This window comes from Viridibacillus sp. d25.2 (assembly GCF_055456015.2).
This window is the reverse complement of record NZ_CM196652.1, coordinates 2,390,517-2,412,236: the sequence shown is the minus strand read 5'-3', so window position 1 is coordinate 2,412,236 and position 21,720 is coordinate 2,390,517. Positions and strand designations below refer to the sequence as shown.

Sequence of the window (21,720 nt, the reverse complement as noted above, 5' to 3'; positions counted from 1 at the left end):
ATATACCTAAAGTGAGGATGGATATTAACACCAGTATTTTAATTAGTTGATAATAAAAAGCAAGAAAAACAATTGTGAGTAAACAAGTGATCGCAATTACCAATTGGCAATTTTGATTATATATACTCTTTAAATTTGTTTCTGACAACTTGCTTTAGTTGCCAGTTCCTTTTTTAACCTCAAAATACCGATTGGTATCCATGTCTTTTAAAATGAGTGGCTCACCTGGATTTTCATAGTTTTTAATATTCCATTCCCGTCCGTCTTTTGCTTCAAAATGAAGTCGTTAAAGGGTGTACGTACACTCTTATTTATATGCTGCATTTCTTTTAGATGACTAAAATAATTCTTGAATTTTGGAAGTTTTTGATCATTCTCAATTGTACTTATATCCAAGTAGAGCTTTGAAGACCTTACTAAAAAGCTGTCAAACCTTATTTCTTTTGAGCAATCAATTTAATATATGCGGTCTAGCTTTACAGTAGAAGTAAAATTTGTTAGTGGTTCAGTAGCAGTTGTTAATGATACCTTTTGCAAAGGTCCATTAAGCGATGTCAGGAGTAAGATAATACAGACATTGCAGCTCGACTTTTGCAAACAAAAAGAAACTTTTTTGAACAAAGAACGTTCAAAAAGGTTTCTTCTATATTGAACACTTGATTTAGTGGTAAACAATTTCGCATTATGTACTACTTATTAAAGGGGTGTTCATATTTAATGCTTTAATTGTAAGGCTTTGTTTTAATACTCCTAAATGTTAAAACGAACGTTTATATTCATTCAGCTAATTAAATCTCTTTTATTAAGATTTTTTCTTTTAAATGAGAAAACGATTATAACTCCACTGATAATCAAAAGTGAATAAAAACTAATACCTCTTGATAACATCATGCCAGGAATAACCATATGGGAACCAAACAAATCAGAAAAAAGTTGGATGAATCCATTTTCTGCTGCTCCAGTCCCTCCAGGTAGTGGTAAGGAAGCCACACTTATGTCTAAAACGGCCTGCATTGATACTATATCAAAATATTTAATTCCGTTTAAACCTAAAGATCGGTATACAAAATAAGGAACCGACCATGATGCAACAAATTGAAAAATGGTCAAAACAAACAATTTCAATAAGACAATTGGATTTCTCCGAATATGTGCTGCTCCTTGTTTATATTGCTCCATTAAGCGCTCAATTTTATCAATCAATTTTTCTACATTTTTTATAATTCGAACCTTCCCTAGAAAGCGGATAAAATTTTTAATCATACTCGATGCAACATTCTTAGAAAAAATCATATAAAGTAAAAAGATGACCATCGTTATATTGAAAATAACTCCATATACAAAAAATATCATATATCCCTCAACTTGACCTACAACTAGCGAATATCGAGATAAAATCAAAATAGAACCTAAAAGAAGCATAACTATCTGAAAAATAGCTAATACAATTAATAGCATCAATGTTGAAAGCGTAATTTCATGTCCATCTTTCCTCATAAAATATACTTGTGCTGGTTGACCTCCTGAAGCACCTGGAGTGATTGCGCTGAAAAAGAACCCAATAAGTGCATATTTATAACTATCCGTTAAAGTAATACGTCTGCCTAAAGAATCCATGACAACTTTAATGCAACATCCTTCGAAAAAAATGAAAACTAACATGGAGATGATACCAAGTCCTAAATATAGAGGATTTGCTTTTGTAATGACTCTATACATATCTGAAAATGCTTGTTCACGCATAATAAAATAGAGTGTTCCTACTACTAGAAGGAATAATAATGAACTTCCGATAAAATAATTCTTTTTTTTCATTTTCATCCCTACCTTTTATCATAAAGAGAACTAAAACGGTAACCATTCTTAATTAATTCTGGAACGACCTTTTTTAAAGCTTCGATTGTTCGACCAGGTGCCCCCTTTGCTCCTCTACCGTCATGAAGACATATGATAGCTTTGTTTCTTACTCTTTGTAACAACCTCTGTTCAATTTGTTCAGCTGTAATGCTTTTTCTCCAATCCTGCGCCATTACATTCCAAAATATTGTTTGCAGACCATATTTTTCGGCCTCATTTATGGTAAATATATTACAGTTTCCCCATGGTGGGCGATAAAAAGCAACTGTCCAGTTATGTTTTTTTACAATCGCTACACTTTTCTCGAAGTCTTGCTTAGTGTACTTTCTCCCCTTTAACCATGCATGCTTATGTTCATATGAATGCAAACCAAGTGTATGCCCATCTTCTATAATTTTTTCTATAATATCCGGATGTTTATCAGCTTCTTTCGCTACAAAGAAAAATGTAGCTTTTACTTTATTTTCCTTCAATAAATCAAGTAATTGCAAGGTATACTCACTATCTGGTCCATCATCAAATGTCAAAGCAATTTCTTTCTTTTTGCTGGTACCTTCTAATTTATTAACTGCTGATAAACTTATATATCGATAGTATATCGTTGGAAGAACTCCGTAACAGATAATGCCTACTGTAAATAAAATAATTATTACTTCAAACACCATCATAAAGCTGTTCCTTCCTTCCGATGTATTAAATCTTGCTGTATATAATTTCTGGAACCTATTAATTGTATTTGTCCATTATCTATAAGTTTTTTCTCCAAAGTACTAAGCAAATTTTTGATAGTAGTTGTATCAATGTCATTTTGAATATTCCTCATATTTATCTGGCAATTTTCTAGAAAAGAATCATCTGACAATAAACTGAAAATTTCTTCCAGACTATCTTCTAATTTTGTTTCAACTACTTTTCCAATTTTGTTTCTTTTTATAAATTCGGCATTATAGGTTTCCTGAGCTAAAAATGGTTGAAACACTAATATAGGTAACTCTGAAGCAATCGATTCGAATAATGTAATCCCTCCTGGTTTACTAATTATCAAATCTGCTTCTTTCATATACTGATCCACTTGTTCCGTATAGCTAATAACATCAATATGATCAAACTTTCCATAAAGTTCCCTATGAATCTTTTTATTCTTGCCAGTAATAATTGTAACCTTGACATTTTCGAGCATGTTTAAGCGATTATAGAATGATAGGTCCTCTGGTAACATCCCTAAGCCTCCACCCATTAATAATATATTTCTAGATTTATTAACGAGATGCTCGTTGTATCTTTTTTTTGTCTGTCTATCCTGTTTGACCTTGAATTGTTTTTTTACTGGTATACCACTAATAAAGACTTGCTCAGGAAGAACTCCTCTTTTTATTATTTCTGCTTTTGTCGAAGATGAGGCAGCAAAATAAAAATCAGTATTTTTATGGTACCAGTCTTTATGACCAGATATATCTGTTATACAAGTAAGTAATGGTATATTATCCTCACTCTTCTCTTTGTATTCTGAAACAAATAGTGAACATATTGGAAAAGTTGAGATAATAAGATCCGGTTTTTCAATATTAATTAACCGACTAGTTTTTTTTATAAAAAAATGTTGAAAAGGTATTTTTATATTGGATTTTTTATTATTCGTATAATGGTAGTAGGCATTATAAATATTCGCACCTTTATTGATAAAATAATTATACGAATCATATATTTTTTTACTATTCCTTGGTAGGCAATAATCAAAAATATCTATAAGCTTTACTTCAACATTACTATCGTATTCTTTTATTTCCTGCTCCAACGCCTTTGAAACAGAATAGTGCCCCATACCGAAACGGGCATTCAATATTAAGATCTTCATTGCTGTTTACTCCCTTTCGTGATTACTACTTTCATTATATATACGAAATCTTAATTAAATCTTAAGTAAACCTTAATTAACTTAAACATCTTAAATTGAACCTGTTTTAATTTCAGTTTGAGATTAATGAATGATTATAAAGTAGCCATATAATAGGATGTAAAGGAAAACAATAGAATACCATCTTTATAATGAAAACTTTGGAGGAGAAAATGTAGCTTGAAATAAATTTTTACTGTGGATTTCCTACACTATATGAACAAGGTGGAATTGATTTATGTAAACTTTGTAAGTGGCAAAATATGAAAGTTTCGCCCTCAAATGTAATGCCTATTTAGAAGTTTCTTGAAGTTCAATATTAACCACTTTTTCAACCTCTGTAGTATATTCAATTCTTTCATAAACGCCGAATTCGTTGTCTCCATCTGTTTCACAAATGGACTTGATTCTACACGTAAGTTTGTAGAGCCAACAAAACACTATTTTTCCTTAAATCCGCAATAGCCGAAATTTAAAAAAGCATCACTTATATTCAAGAGATGCTCTGTTTATCTTATGCCTAATTCAAATTTATGACAATATAATAAATTATGGGGAATTACCCCAATTGTATCGACTGGTAGTCGGAAAAATCCGTTAATTAAACAAGTGTATGGAGAAAGCTAAATTGTTTCAGTCTACAGTTGAGCCTCTAATATAAATCTTGAGAAAGTCGAACCATATCTATACATTGAATCCCATTTTCAAAAATAGGCTCATCATAATGACGCATAAAGAAGTCTCTATCTACATGAGTAATTCGGAATCCACACTTTTGATAAAGAGCAATTTGTGAAATACTCGAATTGCCTGTTCCTACTTCAATTGTTTTAAATTTTTTTGACTTGGCAGTAGCAATCGAATGCTGAATTAGCAATTTCCCTAAGCCTTTTCCTTGATGATCTTCTTGAATAGAAACATTCACTAACTCCGCAGTTTCAGGGCGTGTAGTGATTAATACATATACACCAATAATTCTCCCTTCTTCCTCCATCACAAAACATTCACCTCTTTGCAAATACTCCGAAACAATATCTTCAGAAGGATCTGCTTGTAACAACAAATCCATAGGTGCATTTTGAGTGTTATCTAACAATCTTATTTTCATTTAACTCACCTTCTAAAATAAATTTATTTTGCTCTTCTTTCAAACTACTTTATCACAATAAATGGAAATAGTCATTTAGACAAATCTCGTATCATATATCATTTAGTATGAATTCACGAAAATCCGATACAGTGAGAGGAGTCTATGAATTGGATAATCCGAACCGAAATATAGAAGAAAATATACCCCAGCCTATCCGAAATAACGGCGAAGGAGGATATGATACAGGCCCTAGGGATATTATGAGGGATCTTGAAAACCCTGACTTGCTAGTACCACCAAAGACTGATGCTGGTTTGATCCCTAACATGCGATTTTCGTTCTCAGACACATCCATGAAGTTGAATCATGGTGGCTGGTCAAGAGAAATTACAGTAAGAGAACTGCCTATTGCGACAACACTTTCAGGAGTAAATATGAGTTTGACTGCTGGAGGTGTTAGAGAATTACATTGGCATCAACAAGCAGAATGGTCTTTTATGCTATCAGGTCATGCACGAATCACATCCATTGATTCAGAAGGTCGTAACTTCATTGCTGATGTTGGCCCTGGTGACTTGTGGTACTTCCCTCCTGGCCTACCACATTCAATCCAAGGATTGGAACACTGTGAATTCCTTCTAGTCTTCGATGATGGTTCATTTTCCGATTTAAATACCTTATCCATATCTGATTGGTTTGCACATACGCCAAAAGATGTACTGTCTGCCAATTTTGGTGTTCCTATTAATGCTTTCGATAACATTCCAAAAGAGCAGGTCTATATTTTCCAAGACAAGGTTCCAGGTCCCCTGCAAAGTGAAAAGGTACAATCGCCTTATGGAACCATTCCTGAAAGCTTTAAGCATAAGTTACTAGCGCAAAAACCAATGAAAATCCCTGGAGGCACTGTACGAATTGTAGACTCCTCTAATTTTCCTATTTCTAAAAAAATTGCAGCTGCCCTTGTGAAGATTGAACCAGGTGCAATGAGAGAACTGCATTGGCATCCAAATAACGATGAGTGGCAGTATTACCTATCAGGACAGGGACGAATGACTGTATTTGGTGGAAACGGTATTGCTCGTACATTTGATTATCGTGCTGGTGATGTCGGCTATGTACCATTTGCTAATGGGCACTATATTCAAAATACTGGTACTGAAAGCTTATGGTTTTTGGAAATGTTCAAAAGCGATCGATTTGCTGATGTGTCTTTAAACCAATGGATGGCACTTACCCCTTCTGACCTAGTAGCAGACAATTTACATGTTGGACCAGAATTATTAAATGCCCTACAAAAAGTAAAATATCCTGTTGTTAAGTTCCCTGGCTTTTCTTACTACCCTAGATAGCGATGAATTGCATTTAGTTGAGAAGGTGAACAAATTCTAAAATCTTAACTATCAATTCAATAGGAGCATGCTCTATAAGCTACTTCTGTTACAACTTAAATGATAATATAATTTCAATAAAAAAGGATATCTCACGTTGAAAAGTTAGGCATCCTTTTTCGCATTCTTATAAAAAGGTTTAAGGAAATATATGTCGAATTTAATCTCTTAAAGGTAGTTTCATTTTATGTAACATTGGAGGTAAGTATTGTGGTTGTTGAATTGATTAAAGTGGAAATAGAAGAAGCGCATATGCTCCATGCATTGCAATAAGAATCGTTCAGCGAAATAATAGCAACTGGATTAGTCCTATCTTTATACTCCCAGAATATCAAGGCAAAGGAATCGCACAAAAGGCGATGGTACTTGCTGAAGACTTATTCTCTGAATACAATGTATGGGAACTTCAAACGATATTACAGGAAAAAGGCAATTGTTATTTATATGAAAAAATCGGATATAAACGAACAGAATTCGAGCGTCAAATAAACAGTCGTATGACTTTAATAGGGTACAAAAAATAGATTTTCGTAAGGAGCCTTCTTTTTAGAATTTACTCTAAAAATAACAAAAAATAAATAGAGTTGATTCTCTGCTTATGCAGAATCAACTCTATTTATTGGTGCATTAATTTCATAACGAATTTGCAATTTCCACCAATGTTGTAACAGGTTTTCCTAATAGACTTTCCTCAATACTTAACATATAAGTCCAATTATTTTTATTAAACATAAGAATACTTAAACTTTTTTTATCTATTCCTGTTGTTGAATAATAAGCTTTTGTTCCGTCTTTTAGAGATATTATTTTAGAATGATTTGTACGTTTAAGTAAAGTATTACCTTTTCTAGAAGGGGAGACATTTATAATGTAATTAAAATGTTTTTCCTCATTTAAATATTCGATCAAAAGATTCTCATTTCCTTGGTCAAATATTCCGAATGAGTGGGTAAAATCTAATGGTGGTAATTTTATTGGTAAATCTAAATTTGTTTTATAATACGATTCAACATCCTGTATTGCATCTGAAACAGATTTGTAACCAAGGTTATAATAGTCTTTTTCTATACTCCTTTGTTCTGATGATTTAACGGATTGCCATCCACAGAGGCAAAGAAAAAATCCGACTAATAAAATAATTATTTTCTTTTTAGTCAATGTATATTGTCCCCTTTTAGTTAATCTCTTAAATATATTCAAAATGGAAACGCTAATATGAAGGCTATTTAAAACATAGTATGTTTTTATTTCATGAAATTATTTCAATTATTTACGTAAATCATTATTTTACCGATTAAGACATGTTTTATGGTATAAATTAGCCTTTTATGATGTTCATTAGCCCATTATCTAATATAATTAAGCTAGGATAAATGTGATTTTTTTTCATTAAATTCAATCGGTAGATCTAATATCTTCATTTCCTCTGAATATACTATACATTAATTATATTTGGTATAGAAAAAAGACGATACAAAACCTTTCATACCACCAATTTTCAAACAACTATTTTACTATTTTTATTTTTAAGCGACCTTTTTATTCGTGAACCCCCCTTTTTATTACTATCAATTTATTCTATATTCTTCTAAGTAATTTATTATTAATTTTTATCTGTAAATAATTTAAGTATTTGATACCCATCTGATGGGAGTCCTGCATACGGTTTAAGCCAGTTTGGATAGCGAATTGGCATAATCGTACTGATAAACAGAACGAAATTAATAATTGTCATTCCTTTAAAAAAGTTTTTAGGTTCAAAATGTGTTAATTCAACCATTAAAAAGTAAGAGGCACAAAATAGTAATAAAGAAACAATGGGGCCTCCTATTAGCATCAATGTGCATTGAACTTTAGTTAACTTGTTATTATTTACAGTACAAAACCCAAAATATGCCCAGCGGATATGAAAGTGAATTCTTCCTAATCGAAAATCTTCATTATTTGAATCATTTTCTGAACCGAGATAGACATGCGCTTCTTCATTTGAGGATAATATGCTACCAAGTGCGTGACCTATTTCGTGAAGCAGTACAGAAATAGGTATCCCTATTAAATAGAAAAGTATAAAAGAAATCATTATTCTAGATCACCGCTCAATTCCTACGAATTTTAATGCTCTTTGATTTATTGTTATTTCAATTATTCTATTCAGAATCTCTCTTTAGAATCTTTTTCTCCAACTAGTGTTAGTATATTTCTTCACAATCTTTATAGTGATATTAACATAAATTTCCAATAGAAGACCACATCAACTATAATAAATCTTTTTATCTTTTTATTAAGTCAAGCTATAGTTTACAACTATTAAAATAGTTATTTTCAATTTAATATCACACATTATATCTGTGTAAATTGTAAGGATAGGTAAGCAAAATAAATTTGCTATCTCTATCCTTTTCTTGTAATACAAATCACTTCATTTACTACAACAACAAAATTATTTATTGTTGTACTAATGCACCCTTTTATTTACAATAATTAGCATAGAAATTATCTATTAATAAAAGAGTTTAATTCTATCTTTTTAGTAGCTATAGCATTAACGAAATATTCATTATGGTCTACACCAATCATAGTTGGTTGATACTTCTTTATCGAATCTATCAGCTGATTGATCACGAACATATCTAAATAATTGGTTACCTCGTCCCAAATAAACAACTCATTTTCACCTAATAATGCATTTGCTAAGAATACTTTTTTCTGTTCACCAGCGCTCCAATTTCCACTTGATTTATCGGAAAAGCTAGAACGTTCAATTCCTAATTGAAATAATAGATGCCAATATTCTTCTTTTGCTTCTTTCGTAGATAATTGATTGAGCAAGGAGAAATAATCTACATCCTCTTGTTTTTTTTGACTCAGTATTGATAGATGTTCAGGTAGACTTATTCGATATTCACCTATAGTTTCTAGCTGTTCTCTTCCAAGGATAAAATTTAATAGAGTAGATTTACCCACTCCATTTTTCCCTTCAATAAAGAATCGTTCAGTTGGATAAACATCTATATTGATTGGTTCAAAAAGAGGTATCCCATCTCTTAAAATCGAAAAATCCCGAAAGAATAATATCTGTTTTCTTGGCTGTTTAACAATCATTTTAAGTTCAGAAACATTTTCGATATTATGAAGGAGACTTTCCTTTTCTTCAATCATCACTTCTGTTCGTTTTTTGACTGCTTTAGCTCTTTTCATTTGTTTTGCAGCTGATCGTCTTGCTGAGGCATCTCTTGTACTATTCTCTTTTTTTAGCCCCCAGGTACTCATTTGGCTGGAAACATCATTTAGTCGTTTAATTTCCGTTTTTAGTTGGGCATTCTTTTCTTCAGAAAGCATATCTGCATTTGCTTTTTCATATTTCCACGTATCTACATTGCCGCTAATTATGTCAATCGATTCCTTATTAATTGCTAAAACATGATCAACGAATTGATTTAAAAAAGATTCATCATGGCTAATAACAATAAACCCCTTTTTCTTCTTTAAATATTGACTAACGATTTTTCTGCCATACAAATCTAAATTATTTGTCGGTTCATCAATTAGAGGAAATGAATTTTCATTCAAAAATAATTCAATCAGCAAGAGTTTTGTTTGTTCCCCACCACTTAATACATTAAATTTTTTTTCTAAAATGTCATGCGATAAATCCATATAGGTTAACTCACGCTCTATTTGCCAAATATCGATATGCGGGTTTTGTTTGAGTAATACTTCTAACGCGGTTAACTTATTGTTAATGTCTGGATATGACGGGAAATATTTAAAATCTAATGTTGACTGTATAGAACCTTTGTACTCAAGTTGGTTGAAAAGTATTTTTAAGAAGGTTGTTTTTCCTCGACCATTCCTGCCAACAAGTCCCAATTTCCAATTATCATTGATGTTTAAATTTACATTTTTAAAAATCGGTTTTAGCATCGATAAGTATTTAAATGTCATATTTTTTATAAGAATATTCTCTGTCATTCAAATCACCTCTAGTATGAGAGGAAACAAAAAATCCTCCCATTAATTTGGAAGGATTAGTCGATTCATATATTTATTCATTTCATGACAAATAAACCTATTTTAAACGTATTAGGTTCTTCGAAATATGATAAATGAGCAGACTAATCCTATTTTAAGTACTTGTATATACTTTTTTGTAAAAATAGAATTAGTTTACCATTGTCCACTCATCTTCCCTTCAAAGTTATTACACGAAATATAGCATAAAGTAAATTTGATGTCAATAAAATTTAACTATATATGAATATATTGGATATTTTAGCGCTAGTTTTGCTTTCATTTAATAGTTACATGACCTTTATAGGGAAAAAAATTAGATTTTAATATGAGAGCAATTTTATACATTTGGCACTTAATAGAGAAATAGAATAGATTTTACTCATTACCAGAACCGACTCTATTTTTTCTTACATATAAAAAGAACTTGGAGGATTAGCATAGACTTATCTTTTAATCATTAATTTCTCTAACTCATTTATTACTGAAGGTAAGTCTGCATTCATTTCAAATAGTGCAGCTGTACAATAGACACCTTCAATAAACGAGACATCCATAATCTCAATTTCTTTATCTGAGAGTTCCGCAGCCATTTCTAGATTCATCTTGGCACTACCCAAATCATAAAAAGCGAACAGCTGATCACATGTATTTTCTTCAATTGCTTGTTGAACTGTTTCAAAGCTGGTGCCAATATTACCATCTACTGTTCCACCGACATATGTTATAGACACATTAGGTGCAACTTGGTGTATTAAATCATATAACCCTTTAGCGATATCCTTACTATGTGACACCATAACTATGCCGATATTAGTCGCCATTTAAATCACCTGCTTCTAAAAGTGCTTCAAAAAACAATTTAGAGGAAGCGGCACCTGGATCTACTTCATTAATAGATCTCTCCCCTAAGAAGGATGCCCTGCCTTTAGTTGCCTTTAACGCTGTAACCGTTGTTAGAATTGTTTCTAAAATCTCTGTTGTTAGCTGTTTTTCTTCTAAGGATTCAATAGCTGGTGCCCATAGATCTAACATTGTTTTCTGGCCGAGCTCTGATTTCCCTCGTTTTTTTATCCCATCAAATCCAGCTTTGAATACATTTACTACTTCATCATTCTTTAACTCTTCTTTCGTGCCAATGGCTTTTGCCATTTCAAGAAACGCTGTACCATATAGGGGGCCTGAAGCTCCACCTACCCCACTAATCCATTTCATAGCAGCATGCTTGAATACATCTCCTAATTGACCAGGTGGGGTCTCTTGCCATGAAGAGAGTAATTGTTGCGATCCCCTTGCCATGTTCATACCATGGTCTCCATCACCAATAATACGATCGTATTCACTTAATTGTTCTTTATCTTGAATCACTTTTTCTGCAAATAAGGTGAACCATTTTTGTGCCAACTCTTTTGTGATAATCATTAGAAACTCCCCCTTACCAAGCAGGTGCTAGTGTACTTTCAGTTAAATATTCAAGCCATATCGCATCTTCTAATTGTAATAATGTTAAAGAGACACCTGCCATATCAATAGCAGTCATGTAATTCCCGACTTTTTTAAATTCCACTGTGTAACCTTTTTCTTGGAAAATAGTCAAACAGTCATTTGCGAAAATATATTGTTCCATAAGTGGCGTAGCACCCATACCGTTAATTAACACAGCAAGCGTTTGATCCGTCGTCCACTTGGTTTCTGCTTCAATTTTACCAATCAATTCTTCTGCAATTTCACGAGACGTTTTGATTTTTTCACGGCTATAACCGGGTTCTCCGTGTATCCCAATACCAAATTCCATTTCATCCTCATCTAAGTCAAAACCAGGCTTACCAACCTCAGGAACAATGGCAGGTTTTATAGCAACACCAACAGTGGCAAGATGTGCTACGACACTTTCTGCTAGTGTTTTTATTTCTTCAAGAGAAGCCCCTTTTTCTGCGGCTGCACCGATAATTTTATGAACTAGTATTGTGCCGGCAACTCCGCGACGCCCCTCTGTATAACTACTATCGAAAACAGCAACATCATCATTGACTATAACGTAATCTACTGCAATACCTTCTAACTCTGCCAGATCCTTTGCCATTTCAAAATTCATGCAATCCCCACTATAATTCTTAATGACAAGGAAAACACCAGAGCCTTGATCTGCAGCTTTTATGGCACTAAATATTTGATCAGGGGTAGGAGAGGTAAAAACATGTCCACATACCGCAGCATCTAGCATCCCTAGTCCAACAAAACCCGCATGTGCAGGCTCATGTCCACTTCCACCACCACTAATGATGCCTACTTTATTAGATGTAAATTGAGAACGTGTAATGACATGTGTATCTTCTAAATACGCCACATTATCATGCACCAGCTTATAACCCGCTAACATATCTGCTAGCACTTGTTCCGGTTGATTAATAATTTTCTTCATCCCTCAAAACCTCCTATGAAAACTACATAATCTTACATCGTTGCACAAATAGAATCTTTCATTCTACTATTTGTCTGCTAACACTAATCTATGCAGTTAACTAGGGAAATAGGCGAACTCTAATACAATTCGCAGCAATAAATTTGTGAATAAAACCAATTGTCTTCTTTACATAGAGATAAACAATATTAAAACTCATATTTCTTTAATTATTTTTCAAAAAAAGAACATACTATCATGGAATTTGAAAGCTTTTGACATTAGCAGTTAATTATTGATACATTGAAATTTATGGAGGGAGGAAATTAGTTTTGAAAAAAAATATAGCCTCAGTGGGCATAATCTTTTGTTTACTCTCTGGTGGAGTTTTGTTACACCATCAATATCCAAATACTAAGACCGCACTTGCAATGGAACCCGAGACACATTCTGAAAAAGTTCTAAACGACAACTGTAGGATTTTAACAAAAGCAGTAGAACCTAAACTAAAAGAACAAAATTTTGATATAACTTCAATTGGCGTTGATTTCCAAGAAAAAGAAATTTATTTACGCGCAAACGGTGACCAACAATATGTAAACAAAATTGAAAACAGTATTAAGAAGATCGTTTATGAAGCGTCACAACAAACAATCTTTAAAGATTATTCAATCGAAGTTTATAAGCAGATCATAGTACCGCCTAATGCAGATAAATTAGCATTGGAAAGAAATGAAATATTAAATAAACTAACTACGAAAGTTGTAGAGGATCTTAAAGCTAAGGATTATATTGAAATTGAAAATATACGTATAAGAGATAAAGATAAGAAACTTGTTGTAGACATAAACACATCTATACAAAAAAACAATTTAATTAATATTAATCGAGGAAAAGAAATAGAAAAAGAAATCAGGAAGTCTTTAAAAGATGCAGATGCAATATCAAAGGATGAACCAAAAATACTAGATATTAAAGTTTATACTATTAACCAAGAACGGTTAAATTAAAAAAAGATGCCTCAGAATATCCTTTCTGAGGCATCTTTTTTTCGATTTTTTAATCATAAAAGTTTAAATCAAAAGTATCGGTGAAATTTGAATAGAGATCAAAATACACATAATCACCTGCTTTAAGACCGGAAAACTCACGAGTTCATTGATGCAGCAATGGTAGCTAATCTATTTCCATAAAGTTCAATTTTAAAGTTACCGGTTAAATGTTATATAAGTCAGTTAGTATTATAATTAATGAATAATCCGATACTGATTAACCGGTCTACCGACGCCACCATATTGAATATCAATGACGACTTTTTGCTGTTTTTCTAGATAGTCAAGGTAGCGGCGTGCCGTGACACGTGCAAGACCGACACCATTGGCAACTTCTTCAGCAGAAATGGCTGCTTCTTGTTTCTCAATATAGGATACAATTTTCTCTAATGTAGAACCGTTTAGACCTTTTGGTAAATTGTTCGGCTCTTTTCTAGTATTTTGTTGATGATGTAATAATTCATCCAGTTCACGCTGTGTCAATTCGTTTTTTTCGGATACTTTTTCTTTAAAATGCATGTAATTTTCAAGTGTATGTTTAATGCGCTCGTATGTAAATGGTTTCATAATATAATCAAATACCCCGAGTTGTAGTACATGTTGAATGGTCTTCATATCATTAGCAGCTGTCACAGTTATGACATCTACCTTTGTATCACTTTCACGTAGCTTTTGTAGCGTTTTAATACCGTCTTGTTCTGGCATGAAAATATCCATGACGACTAGATCTGGCTTCAACTGCTTTATCTGTTTCATCCCTTCAATACCATTACCTGCCGTACCGACTATGCGAAATCCTTTGACACGTTCGATAAATTGACGATTTACTTGGCGTACCATTGGGTCATCTTCTACTAATAACACAGAAATGGGAAGCATACTCTAGCCCTCCTTTATAAATAAAAAGTGATGAAAAAGCTAGTACCTTCACCAGGTTTACTGGATACTTCGATTGTACCGTTTCCTTTTTTCACAATTTCATCAATTAAGTATAACCCGATGCCGTGATTTTTTTGAGCTTTTGTTGTAAAACCATTCTGAAAAATTTGCTCCAGTTTGTCTTCATGAATACCTGGCCCATTGTCTTCTACTAGAATAGATAGTGTATGTTCGTCTTGATCAATACTTATTAGAACATGCTTTTCTTCTCTTTTTACATTCTGTAGTGCATCGAAGGCATTTTCGATTAGATTACCTAGAAGGATTACGAAATCATTGAATGCTAGGCTTTCAGGTATATAGGACAGCTGGCTGTTCATATCAATTTCTACTTCAATGCCTAGCTCTTTACCATGATTAATTTTACTTAATAATAGGCCAGAGATGTTCTGGTTTTTTATCCTCTCATCTAAAAAATTTGTAATACCATCTTGTTGCTCTTTTACTTTTACAATATAAGATAGCGCTTGATCGTAGTGTCCAAGCTGTAATAACCCTGCTACAGTATGCATTTTGTTTTTATGTTCATGATTTTGAATACGCAATGCCTGTACGAATTCTTGAACCCCTGTCAATTCCTCCGCAAGCTTATTCACTTCTGTACGGTCTTGGAATATAGCGATAGCCCCTACTGTTTCATTATTAACTTCAATTGGTACACGGTTGCTCATAATACTATGCTGATTTATGAAGAGCTCTTTGTTATAAACAGGTTTGTTATAGTCAAGAATTTCGGGCAAACGTGTATCAGGTAAAATATGATAGATTTTCTTGCCGATAAAGTCTTCACCATCTACACCAAGGATTTGCCGAGCTTTGTTGTTAAAAATGGTCACTGTAGATTCATTGTCAATCGCGATAATACCCTCATGCATCGCATTAAATGTTTCTGTTCGCTCTACATAAAGTCTTGCAATTTCATGTGGCTCTAAGCCGAACATCTGCTTTTTCATATGACGCCCTAATACCCACGCCCCCCACGCTCCAAAAAAGAGGCTAAGCATGGTTGCTATTATTATTTCATTTTGGATACTATTAATAATCTCTAAAACAGATGGTAAACTGTAGCCAACGATTACAACGCCAACTTGCTTATGCTCTTCATTCATAACTGGAACGAATGCACGAACCACATTACCGATTTCACCTTTTGCTTTTGAAATATAATAATGTTCAACAAAAGCTGCATTTTCATCAACAGTATTAGAGGTTTGTCCTATCATGCTTTTGACAGGATGTGATAGTCGTCTATGTTCCATATCTAAAACAACAATATAATCAGCCTTATTTATGACACGAATGCCTTCAACGGTTTGATTGATTGTAGCAGATTTCTTTTCAAACGATGTATTTGAAACAAGTTGCTCTCGTATTTCTGGTAATTTTCCAATCGTCCTCGCTATTAACATTGCTTCAGTTCCTAGCTCTTTTTCTTTTGTTTTCATAATATTTCCGAGAACGAAAATCCCCGCAACTAATAGTGAAAAAACGATAAGGAAAAAGGTGAGCGACATTATTTTACTATTCATTGATATTTGCTTTGTTTTCATCGCGCTTCCCCTTGAATATTTTTAGAATGCCTTCATTGTAACATTAGAAACTATGTTAGAATGTAAAGAAAAATGTCAGAATGTAATGGAGAACATAAATGCGTCTGTATATTACTACAGCTATCATCACTTTAATAGTACTTATTGGTATTATAGGATATCAACAAAGGTCTGGATTAGATTCTACATTACCAATCGATGAAGAACAAGGCGGTTTAAATGACCAAATCGTCATCAATTTTAGCCATATTGTAGCAGAAGATACACCTAAGGGACAAACTGCTATAAAGTTTGCTGAATTATTAGAACAAAAAACAGATGGTCGAATTCGCGTTGTAATCTATCCAAACGGCCTACTCTATAATGATAATAATGAGTTGGATGCTTTGGAGCGCGGAGATGTTGAAATGATTGCACCATCGTTTTCGAAAATGACGACAACTTTGCCGACATGGCAAGTACTCGATTTACCTTATTTATTTCATACGGAAGGTGAAGTGGAACAGGTTTTAACGGGGCCTTTCGGAGAACAATTATTAAATCAACTAGGGCGATTTAATATTAAGGGGTTAGCTTTTTGGAATAATGGTTTTAAGCAAATATTATCTTCTGGTGAACCAATACTTACCGCAGAAGATTTTGAGGGACTAAAAGTGCGTGCCATGCCAAGCAAAGTCTTGCAGCAGCAATTTAAGTTATTTCACGCTACCTCGTTTGCAACTTCGTTTGATGAACTATATACAGAATTAGAAAAAAAAGAACTAAATGCACAAGAAAATACAATTTCTAACATTTACTCTAAAGGCTTTTATAAGCTACAAAAAAACTTAACGATTACAAATCATGGTGTACTAGGTTATGCTGTTATGATGAACGAGGATTTTTATAATAGCTTACCATCAGATTTGCAAGAAGAAGTAATCGAGGCTATAAATGAGGCTACAGCTTGGAATTTTGAACATTCTAAGCAAATGAATGATAAAGATTTGGAGAGTTTACAACAAATATCTGATGTTCAAATCAACACGTTATCGAATGAAGAAAAACAAAGGTGGCAAAAACTCTTCAAACCAATCTACGTTAATTATCGTAAACAGGTAAGTGAAACTTTTTTGCAGGAAATCGAAAAAGAAATTAACAAAAAATAACATCTCTTACACTGCTGTACTAGCACAATGCAAGTTTTAATCTATGTGTAATAGAATTTTTTTAAAGCCTTGTTTTTTTCAAGGCTTTTTCTTATACCTTGATATGACTATGTTTTGGAGAGAATATAAATTTCAACACAATTCAAGACCAATATGACCAAAAAGAGTTTTATCACCATAACATTTAAAACATTAACAACAGCGTTATGATGAAATCATTGAAAGCGTTATCAATAATAACTACAAAGAAGGTCCGTCATATGAGAATTAACTTTAAAAATTTAACCGTCCAAGTCATCTGTGCAATCATTCTTGGTATTATAGTAGGCGCACTGTTCCCCACCTTCGGGTCACAATTAAAAGTGCTTGCTGATATTTTCATTAAACTAATTAAAATGTTAATTGCTCCAATTATTTTCCTTACGGTTGTAATCGGTATAGGTGGTATGGGAAACCTAAAAAAAGTCGGTTCAATCGGAGGAAAAGCATTAATTTATTTTGAAATCGTGTCATCTATTGCTCTAGCAATAGGGTTAATCGTTGTACATATTATTCAACCAGGTAAAGGTTTAGATACTTCTTCTGCAACTGCAAGTGATGTAGCACAATTCACAAAACAGGCTGCAGAATCTGAACACGGTATTGCAAGTTTTTTCATGGGTATTATCCCAGAAAATTTCTTTGGTTCTCTTGCAGCTGGTGAATTATTACCTGTATTATTTTGTGCTGTGTTATTTGGTGTTGCGACTGCTTCTATTGGAGCCCCTGCAAAACCGATTGTTAAGTTGTTCGAACAAGTAGCAGACATCTTCTTCAAAATTATTAGTATGATCATGAAACTGTCTCCAATTGGTGCATTTGGTGCCATGGCTTATACAATCGGTAACTTTGGTCTTGGCTCATTGTGGTCATTAGGTAAACTGATGTTATCTGTCTATATTACAATGTTCTTATTCGTCATTATCGTGTTAGGCTCCATAGCAAAATATTACGGCTTTAATATTTTCAAATTTATAAATTATATTAAAGATGAACTGTTTATCGTACTCGGAACTTCTTCATCTGAATCAGCATTACCGCTTATTATGCGCAAATTAGAGAACTTCGGTTGTTCTAAACAAGTAGTTGGGTTAGTTGTACCGACTGGTTATTCATTTAACCTTGATGGCACGTCCATTTACTTATCAATGGCTGCTATGTTTATTGCACAGGCCTATGACGTACCACTATCATTCTGGCAACAGATAACTTTGCTTGGTATATTAATGCTGACATCTAAAGGTGCCGCTGGTGTTACAGGATCTGGATTCATAACGTTAGCCGCAACCTTAGCTGCCTTCCCTATGATTCCTGTTGAAGGGATTGCCCTGCTTATCGGCGTTGACCGATTTATGAGTGAAGCCCGTGCGATTACGAATATTATCGGTAACTCTGTTGCAACTGTAGTTGTCGCGAAAATGGAAAATGAGTTTGATCCAACAAACGGTTATAAAAAACCATTAGATTCTGAAAGAATTGCACATTAACTAGTATACAAATGTCCTAGATAGCACTCGATCTGCTAGACAAGACTTTCGTATATATAGCCACATGAGTATATCTCATGTGGCTTTTTTGTAGGGCACAACTATCTTACTTTTCAACTTATCTTTATTTTATGATTGTTTCAGCAGGTGTAAACGCTACGCTTCGTATTGATTATTATTTGTTTGTATTTTAGATATAAACCAGTTTGTTCTATATGGTTCTGGATTTATTTTTACAGTAATGACTTTATACGATGTGCCAAAAGAAGTTAGTAAATCATATGCAATTACGTACTGTATCTTTTTATTACTGATTTTATATTTATTCACAAAATGAACGTTATTAACCCACGGATTTGATTGCCCAGTCACCCATTTAGTATTTTCGAATTGAATTTTTGTAAATCTTTTTAGAGATGGTGATAGTACCGCATATTTAACAGCACCACTTCGATTTATTACACCTAATATCCATAATTCCACAGCTTTTTTAGGGCTCTTTGGTTGTAGACCGGTCATAAATGATGCTACTTGTTCTTCCATTACACTTACTCACCTCACGAATATACTTTCTAATAATATGATTTGAATGATTTCAAATTAGTCTAGAACTCTCATGTCTCTTTTAAAAAAACAGCGATTTCGCTTACTATTTTGATATAATCTCTACTCCGAAACTATAAAAGAAAGTCCGGACTGTACTAATACATAATGATTTTAATTCTCTGTACTATAAAAATAAAATACTATTTACCGAATATTGTAGATATCCGCAATCCCTTGCGCCGTCTGCATTTGAGAATAATTTCAATAATCCAAATACCAAAAGACCAAAAAGACCAAAAAGAACATTATCACCAAAATCTATGAAAACGTTTTCTTAGCACTTATGATGATAGCAATGAAAACGTTAACAAAACACATTATAGAAAGAAGGTACACTTATGAAAATCAATTTTAAAAACCTAACTGTTCAAGTGATTATCGCTATTATACTTGGTGTTGTCGTAGGAGCAGTGTTCCCTGAATTTGGAGCTAAGCTGAAAGTTTTAGCAGATATTTTCATCAAAATGATTAAGATGTTAATTGCACCAATTATCTTCCTAACCGTTGTCATCGGTATTGGTAATATGGGTGATCTGAAAAAAGTTGGTAAAATCGGAGGTAAAGCTTTACTATATTTCGAAGTAGTATCAACAATCGCTTTAGCTATTGGTTTACTAGTCGTACACATTGTACAACCTGGTAAAGGTTTAGATACTTCTGCAGCAGTTGGTAGCGATGTTTCGGCATACACGAGTGCAGCAGCTGAAAGTGAAGGCTTAATTGGTTTCGTCATGAGTATCATTCCAGATAACTTCTTCGGCTCTCTTGCCGCTGGACAATTACTACCTGTTCTATTCTGTGCTGTTTTGTTTGGAGTTGCTTCAGCGTCTCTAGGAGAAGCATCAAAACCAGTTATCAAATTATTTGAACAAACATCAGAAATTTTCTTTAAAATAATTGGTATGGTGATGAAACTTTCGCCTATCGGTGCATTCGGTGCTATGGCTTATACTATTGGAAACTTCGGTGTTCAATCACTATTTAATTTAGGTCTGCTTATGGTATCTGTATATATCACAATGTTCTTATTCATCGTTCTTATCTTAGGTTCGATTGCAAAATACTTCGGCTTTAGTATTTTCAAATTTATCGCTTATATTAAAGATGAGATCTTCCTAGTAATTGGTACTTCATCTTCTGAATCTGCCCTACCATCAATGATGCGTAAACTTGAAAACTACGGATGTTCGAAACAAGTAGTTGGGTTGGTTGTACCAACTGGTTATTCCTTTAACCTTGATGGTACATCCATCTACTTATCAATGGCAGCGATGTTCATCGCACAAGCGTATGACGTACCGCTATCAATCTGGCAACAAATTATGTTACTTGGAGTATTAATGTTAACTTCTAAAGGAGCTGCAGGTGTTACAGGTTCAGGTTTCATCACTTTAGCTGCTACTTTAGCTGCCTTCCCGATGATTCCTGTTGAAGGTATTGCTTTATTAATTGGTGTTGACCGCTTCATGTCTGAGGCTCGTGCCGTAACAAACTTAATCGGTAACGGTGTTGCAACTGTTATCGTAGCAAAATCTGAAAATGAATTTGATCCGTCTGGCGTTCAAAATAAAGTCCATACAGAAACATCCGTTAAAAACGCCCCTGTACTATAAAAAACCGAATATTATATAACCAAAAATGTACATTGCTAAGAAATTTTAGTAATGTACATTTTTTAATTTGAAAAACTATGACGAAGTGTACTGTAAACTTTTTGTACTACTAATATTAATACATAAAATGCTAATAACCAGAATGGAAATATTATCGCTTCTACTAGATTTCCAATAGGTTTAGAAAATGCATAACTTATTTCGTATCCTACTGCAAACATACATATTAAATAAAGAAAATGTATCCATAACAATGTAGGCAATATTTCTTTTCTCTTTTTAAAATAGATTAAAGTAATACATAGCATAAATAGAAGCATGGTTGATTGAATGCCACTGCTGACTTGAGCTATTAACTGTGCTTTATTTAATAAATCTGCTGTTGGACTACCTATTTCTGCAAGTTTTTCTCCATTATTTATTCGAAAAATCTCAATAGCACAATATAAAAGATTTAAAGAAACCATTATCACAAAATATACTTTTAACCAATTGTTTAAGAACAATGATCTTATATCGAGTAATTTCCCCATCTGTATCCCCTTTCACTTTGTTTATAGACAAATTTAGTAGCTAATCTATATATCCATATTCTACTGATGTGTTTTTATATCCGTGTAAATTAATATGCCAGCCAATGTA

The 21,720-nt window shown here is 33.2% G+C and carries 20 protein-coding genes; 6 read left to right on the top strand and 14 right to left on the bottom strand.

Annotated elements, in window-relative coordinates:
* Positions 1–780: 780 nt before the first annotated feature.
* The 4 genes from ACZLO7_RS12130 to ACZLO7_RS12115 all read right to left on the bottom strand — a co-directional run bounded on the left by ACZLO7_RS12130 (position 781) and on the right by ACZLO7_RS12115 (position 4,859).
* Entirely contained in the window at positions 781–1,815 is a 1,035-nt protein-coding gene (locus ACZLO7_RS12130) for a lysylphosphatidylglycerol synthase transmembrane domain-containing protein (RefSeq protein WP_464940018.1), read from the bottom strand.
* An 8-nt stretch (positions 1,816–1,823) separates the two neighbouring features.
* Positions 1,824–2,525 (bottom strand): polysaccharide deacetylase family protein, encoded by a 702-nt coding sequence (locus ACZLO7_RS12125; protein WP_464940019.1) that lies wholly within the window; start codon positions 2,523–2,525, stop codon positions 1,824–1,826.
* Positions 2,522–3,712 (bottom strand): MGDG synthase family glycosyltransferase, encoded by a 1,191-nt coding sequence (locus ACZLO7_RS12120; RefSeq protein WP_464940020.1) that lies wholly within the window; start codon positions 3,710–3,712, stop codon positions 2,522–2,524. Before ACZLO7_RS12120 ends, ACZLO7_RS12125 begins: the two co-directional genes overlap by 4 nt.
* 691 nt (positions 3,713–4,403) lie before the next feature.
* Positions 4,404–4,859 carry a GNAT family N-acetyltransferase gene (locus ACZLO7_RS12115; RefSeq protein ID WP_464940021.1) on the bottom strand — a complete coding sequence of 152 codons (456 nt, stop codon included), beginning with the start codon at positions 4,857–4,859 and terminating at the stop codon, positions 4,404–4,406.
* Between the two features lie 149 nt (positions 4,860–5,008).
* Between ACZLO7_RS12115 and ACZLO7_RS12110 the strand changes: the two genes are divergently transcribed.
* On the top strand, positions 5,009–6,193 hold the full coding sequence (locus ACZLO7_RS12110; RefSeq protein WP_464940022.1) for an oxalate decarboxylase family bicupin: 1,185 nt from the start codon (positions 5,009–5,011) through the stop codon (positions 6,191–6,193).
* Positions 6,194–6,495: 302 nt separating this feature from the next.
* Complete coding sequence (locus ACZLO7_RS12105) at positions 6,496–6,756, top strand: GNAT family N-acetyltransferase (RefSeq protein WP_511261419.1); 261 nt, start codon at positions 6,496–6,498, stop codon at positions 6,754–6,756.
* Between the two features lie 109 nt (positions 6,757–6,865).
* Here the strand turns inward: ACZLO7_RS12105 and ACZLO7_RS12100 are convergent, their stop codons facing one another.
* From ACZLO7_RS12100 to dhaK, 6 genes are all read right to left on the bottom strand, one after another.
* Positions 6,866–7,390 carry a hypothetical protein gene (locus ACZLO7_RS12100; protein ID WP_464940023.1) on the bottom strand — a complete coding sequence of 175 codons (525 nt, stop codon included), beginning with the start codon at positions 7,388–7,390 and terminating at the stop codon, positions 6,866–6,868.
* Positions 7,391–7,835: 445 nt separating this feature from the next.
* Positions 7,836–8,312, bottom strand: a complete 477-nt coding sequence (locus ACZLO7_RS12095; protein WP_464940024.1) for a hypothetical protein — start codon at positions 8,310–8,312, stop codon at positions 7,836–7,838.
* A gap of 413 nt (positions 8,313–8,725) precedes the next feature.
* A complete protein-coding gene (locus ACZLO7_RS12090; RefSeq protein WP_511261334.1) occupies positions 8,726–10,204 on the bottom strand; it encodes an ATP-binding cassette domain-containing protein in 1,479 nt (492 codons plus the stop codon).
* Positions 10,205–10,689: 485 nt separating this feature from the next.
* Positions 10,690–11,067: a dihydroxyacetone kinase phosphoryl donor subunit DhaM gene (dhaM, locus tag ACZLO7_RS12085; protein WP_464940026.1), complete on the bottom strand. Its 378-nt coding sequence runs from the start codon at positions 11,065–11,067 to the stop codon at positions 10,690–10,692.
* Positions 11,057–11,665: a dihydroxyacetone kinase subunit DhaL gene (gene dhaL, locus ACZLO7_RS12080; RefSeq protein WP_464940027.1), complete on the bottom strand. Its 609-nt coding sequence runs from the start codon at positions 11,663–11,665 to the stop codon at positions 11,057–11,059. Before dhaL ends, dhaM begins: the two co-directional genes overlap by 11 nt.
* 13 nt (positions 11,666–11,678) lie before the next feature.
* Positions 11,679–12,665 carry a dihydroxyacetone kinase subunit DhaK gene (dhaK, locus tag ACZLO7_RS12075; RefSeq protein ID WP_464940028.1) on the bottom strand — a complete coding sequence of 329 codons (987 nt, stop codon included), beginning with the start codon at positions 12,663–12,665 and terminating at the stop codon, positions 11,679–11,681.
* A 311-nt stretch (positions 12,666–12,976) separates the two neighbouring features.
* Between dhaK and ACZLO7_RS12070 the strand changes: the two genes are divergently transcribed.
* Complete coding sequence (locus ACZLO7_RS12070) at positions 12,977–13,654, top strand: hypothetical protein (RefSeq protein WP_464940029.1); 678 nt, start codon at positions 12,977–12,979, stop codon at positions 13,652–13,654.
* Positions 13,655–13,891: 237 nt separating this feature from the next.
* Here ACZLO7_RS12070 and ACZLO7_RS12065 read toward each other — a convergent pair whose 3' ends face one another.
* Together ACZLO7_RS12065 and ACZLO7_RS12060 are read right to left on the bottom strand one after the other, a co-directional pair.
* The gene (locus ACZLO7_RS12065) at positions 13,892–14,575 is read right to left on the bottom strand and encodes a response regulator (protein ID WP_427752655.1); all 684 of its coding nucleotides are present in this window, start codon (positions 14,573–14,575) and stop codon (positions 13,892–13,894) included.
* A 14-nt stretch (positions 14,576–14,589) separates the two neighbouring features.
* Entirely contained in the window at positions 14,590–16,185 is a 1,596-nt protein-coding gene (locus ACZLO7_RS12060) for an ATP-binding protein (protein WP_464940030.1), read from the bottom strand.
* A gap of 98 nt (positions 16,186–16,283) precedes the next feature.
* On the opposite strand from ACZLO7_RS12060, the gene ACZLO7_RS12055 reads away from it, so the two are divergent.
* Together ACZLO7_RS12055 and ACZLO7_RS12050 are read left to right on the top strand one after the other, a co-directional pair.
* Positions 16,284–17,333 carry a DctP family TRAP transporter solute-binding subunit gene (locus tag ACZLO7_RS12055; protein WP_464940032.1) on the top strand — a complete coding sequence of 350 codons (1,050 nt, stop codon included), beginning with the start codon at positions 16,284–16,286 and terminating at the stop codon, positions 17,331–17,333.
* A gap of 260 nt (positions 17,334–17,593) precedes the next feature.
* On the top strand, positions 17,594–18,859 hold the full coding sequence (locus ACZLO7_RS12050; RefSeq protein ID WP_464940033.1) for a dicarboxylate/amino acid:cation symporter: 1,266 nt from the start codon (positions 17,594–17,596) through the stop codon (positions 18,857–18,859).
* A 156-nt stretch (positions 18,860–19,015) separates the two neighbouring features.
* Here ACZLO7_RS12050 and ACZLO7_RS12045 read toward each other — a convergent pair whose 3' ends face one another.
* Entirely contained in the window at positions 19,016–19,402 is a 387-nt protein-coding gene (locus tag ACZLO7_RS12045) for a hypothetical protein (protein WP_464940034.1), read from the bottom strand.
* A gap of 401 nt (positions 19,403–19,803) precedes the next feature.
* Between ACZLO7_RS12045 and ACZLO7_RS12040 the strand changes: the two genes are divergently transcribed.
* Positions 19,804–21,078, top strand: coding sequence for a dicarboxylate/amino acid:cation symporter (locus ACZLO7_RS12040; RefSeq protein ID WP_464940035.1), 1,275 nt, complete (start codon positions 19,804–19,806; stop codon positions 21,076–21,078).
* Positions 21,079–21,140: 62 nt separating this feature from the next.
* On the opposite strand, the gene ACZLO7_RS12035 is transcribed toward ACZLO7_RS12040, so the two are convergent.
* Complete coding sequence (locus ACZLO7_RS12035) at positions 21,141–21,611, bottom strand: hypothetical protein (protein ID WP_464940036.1); 471 nt, start codon at positions 21,609–21,611, stop codon at positions 21,141–21,143.
* Positions 21,612–21,720 lie beyond the last annotated feature (109 nt).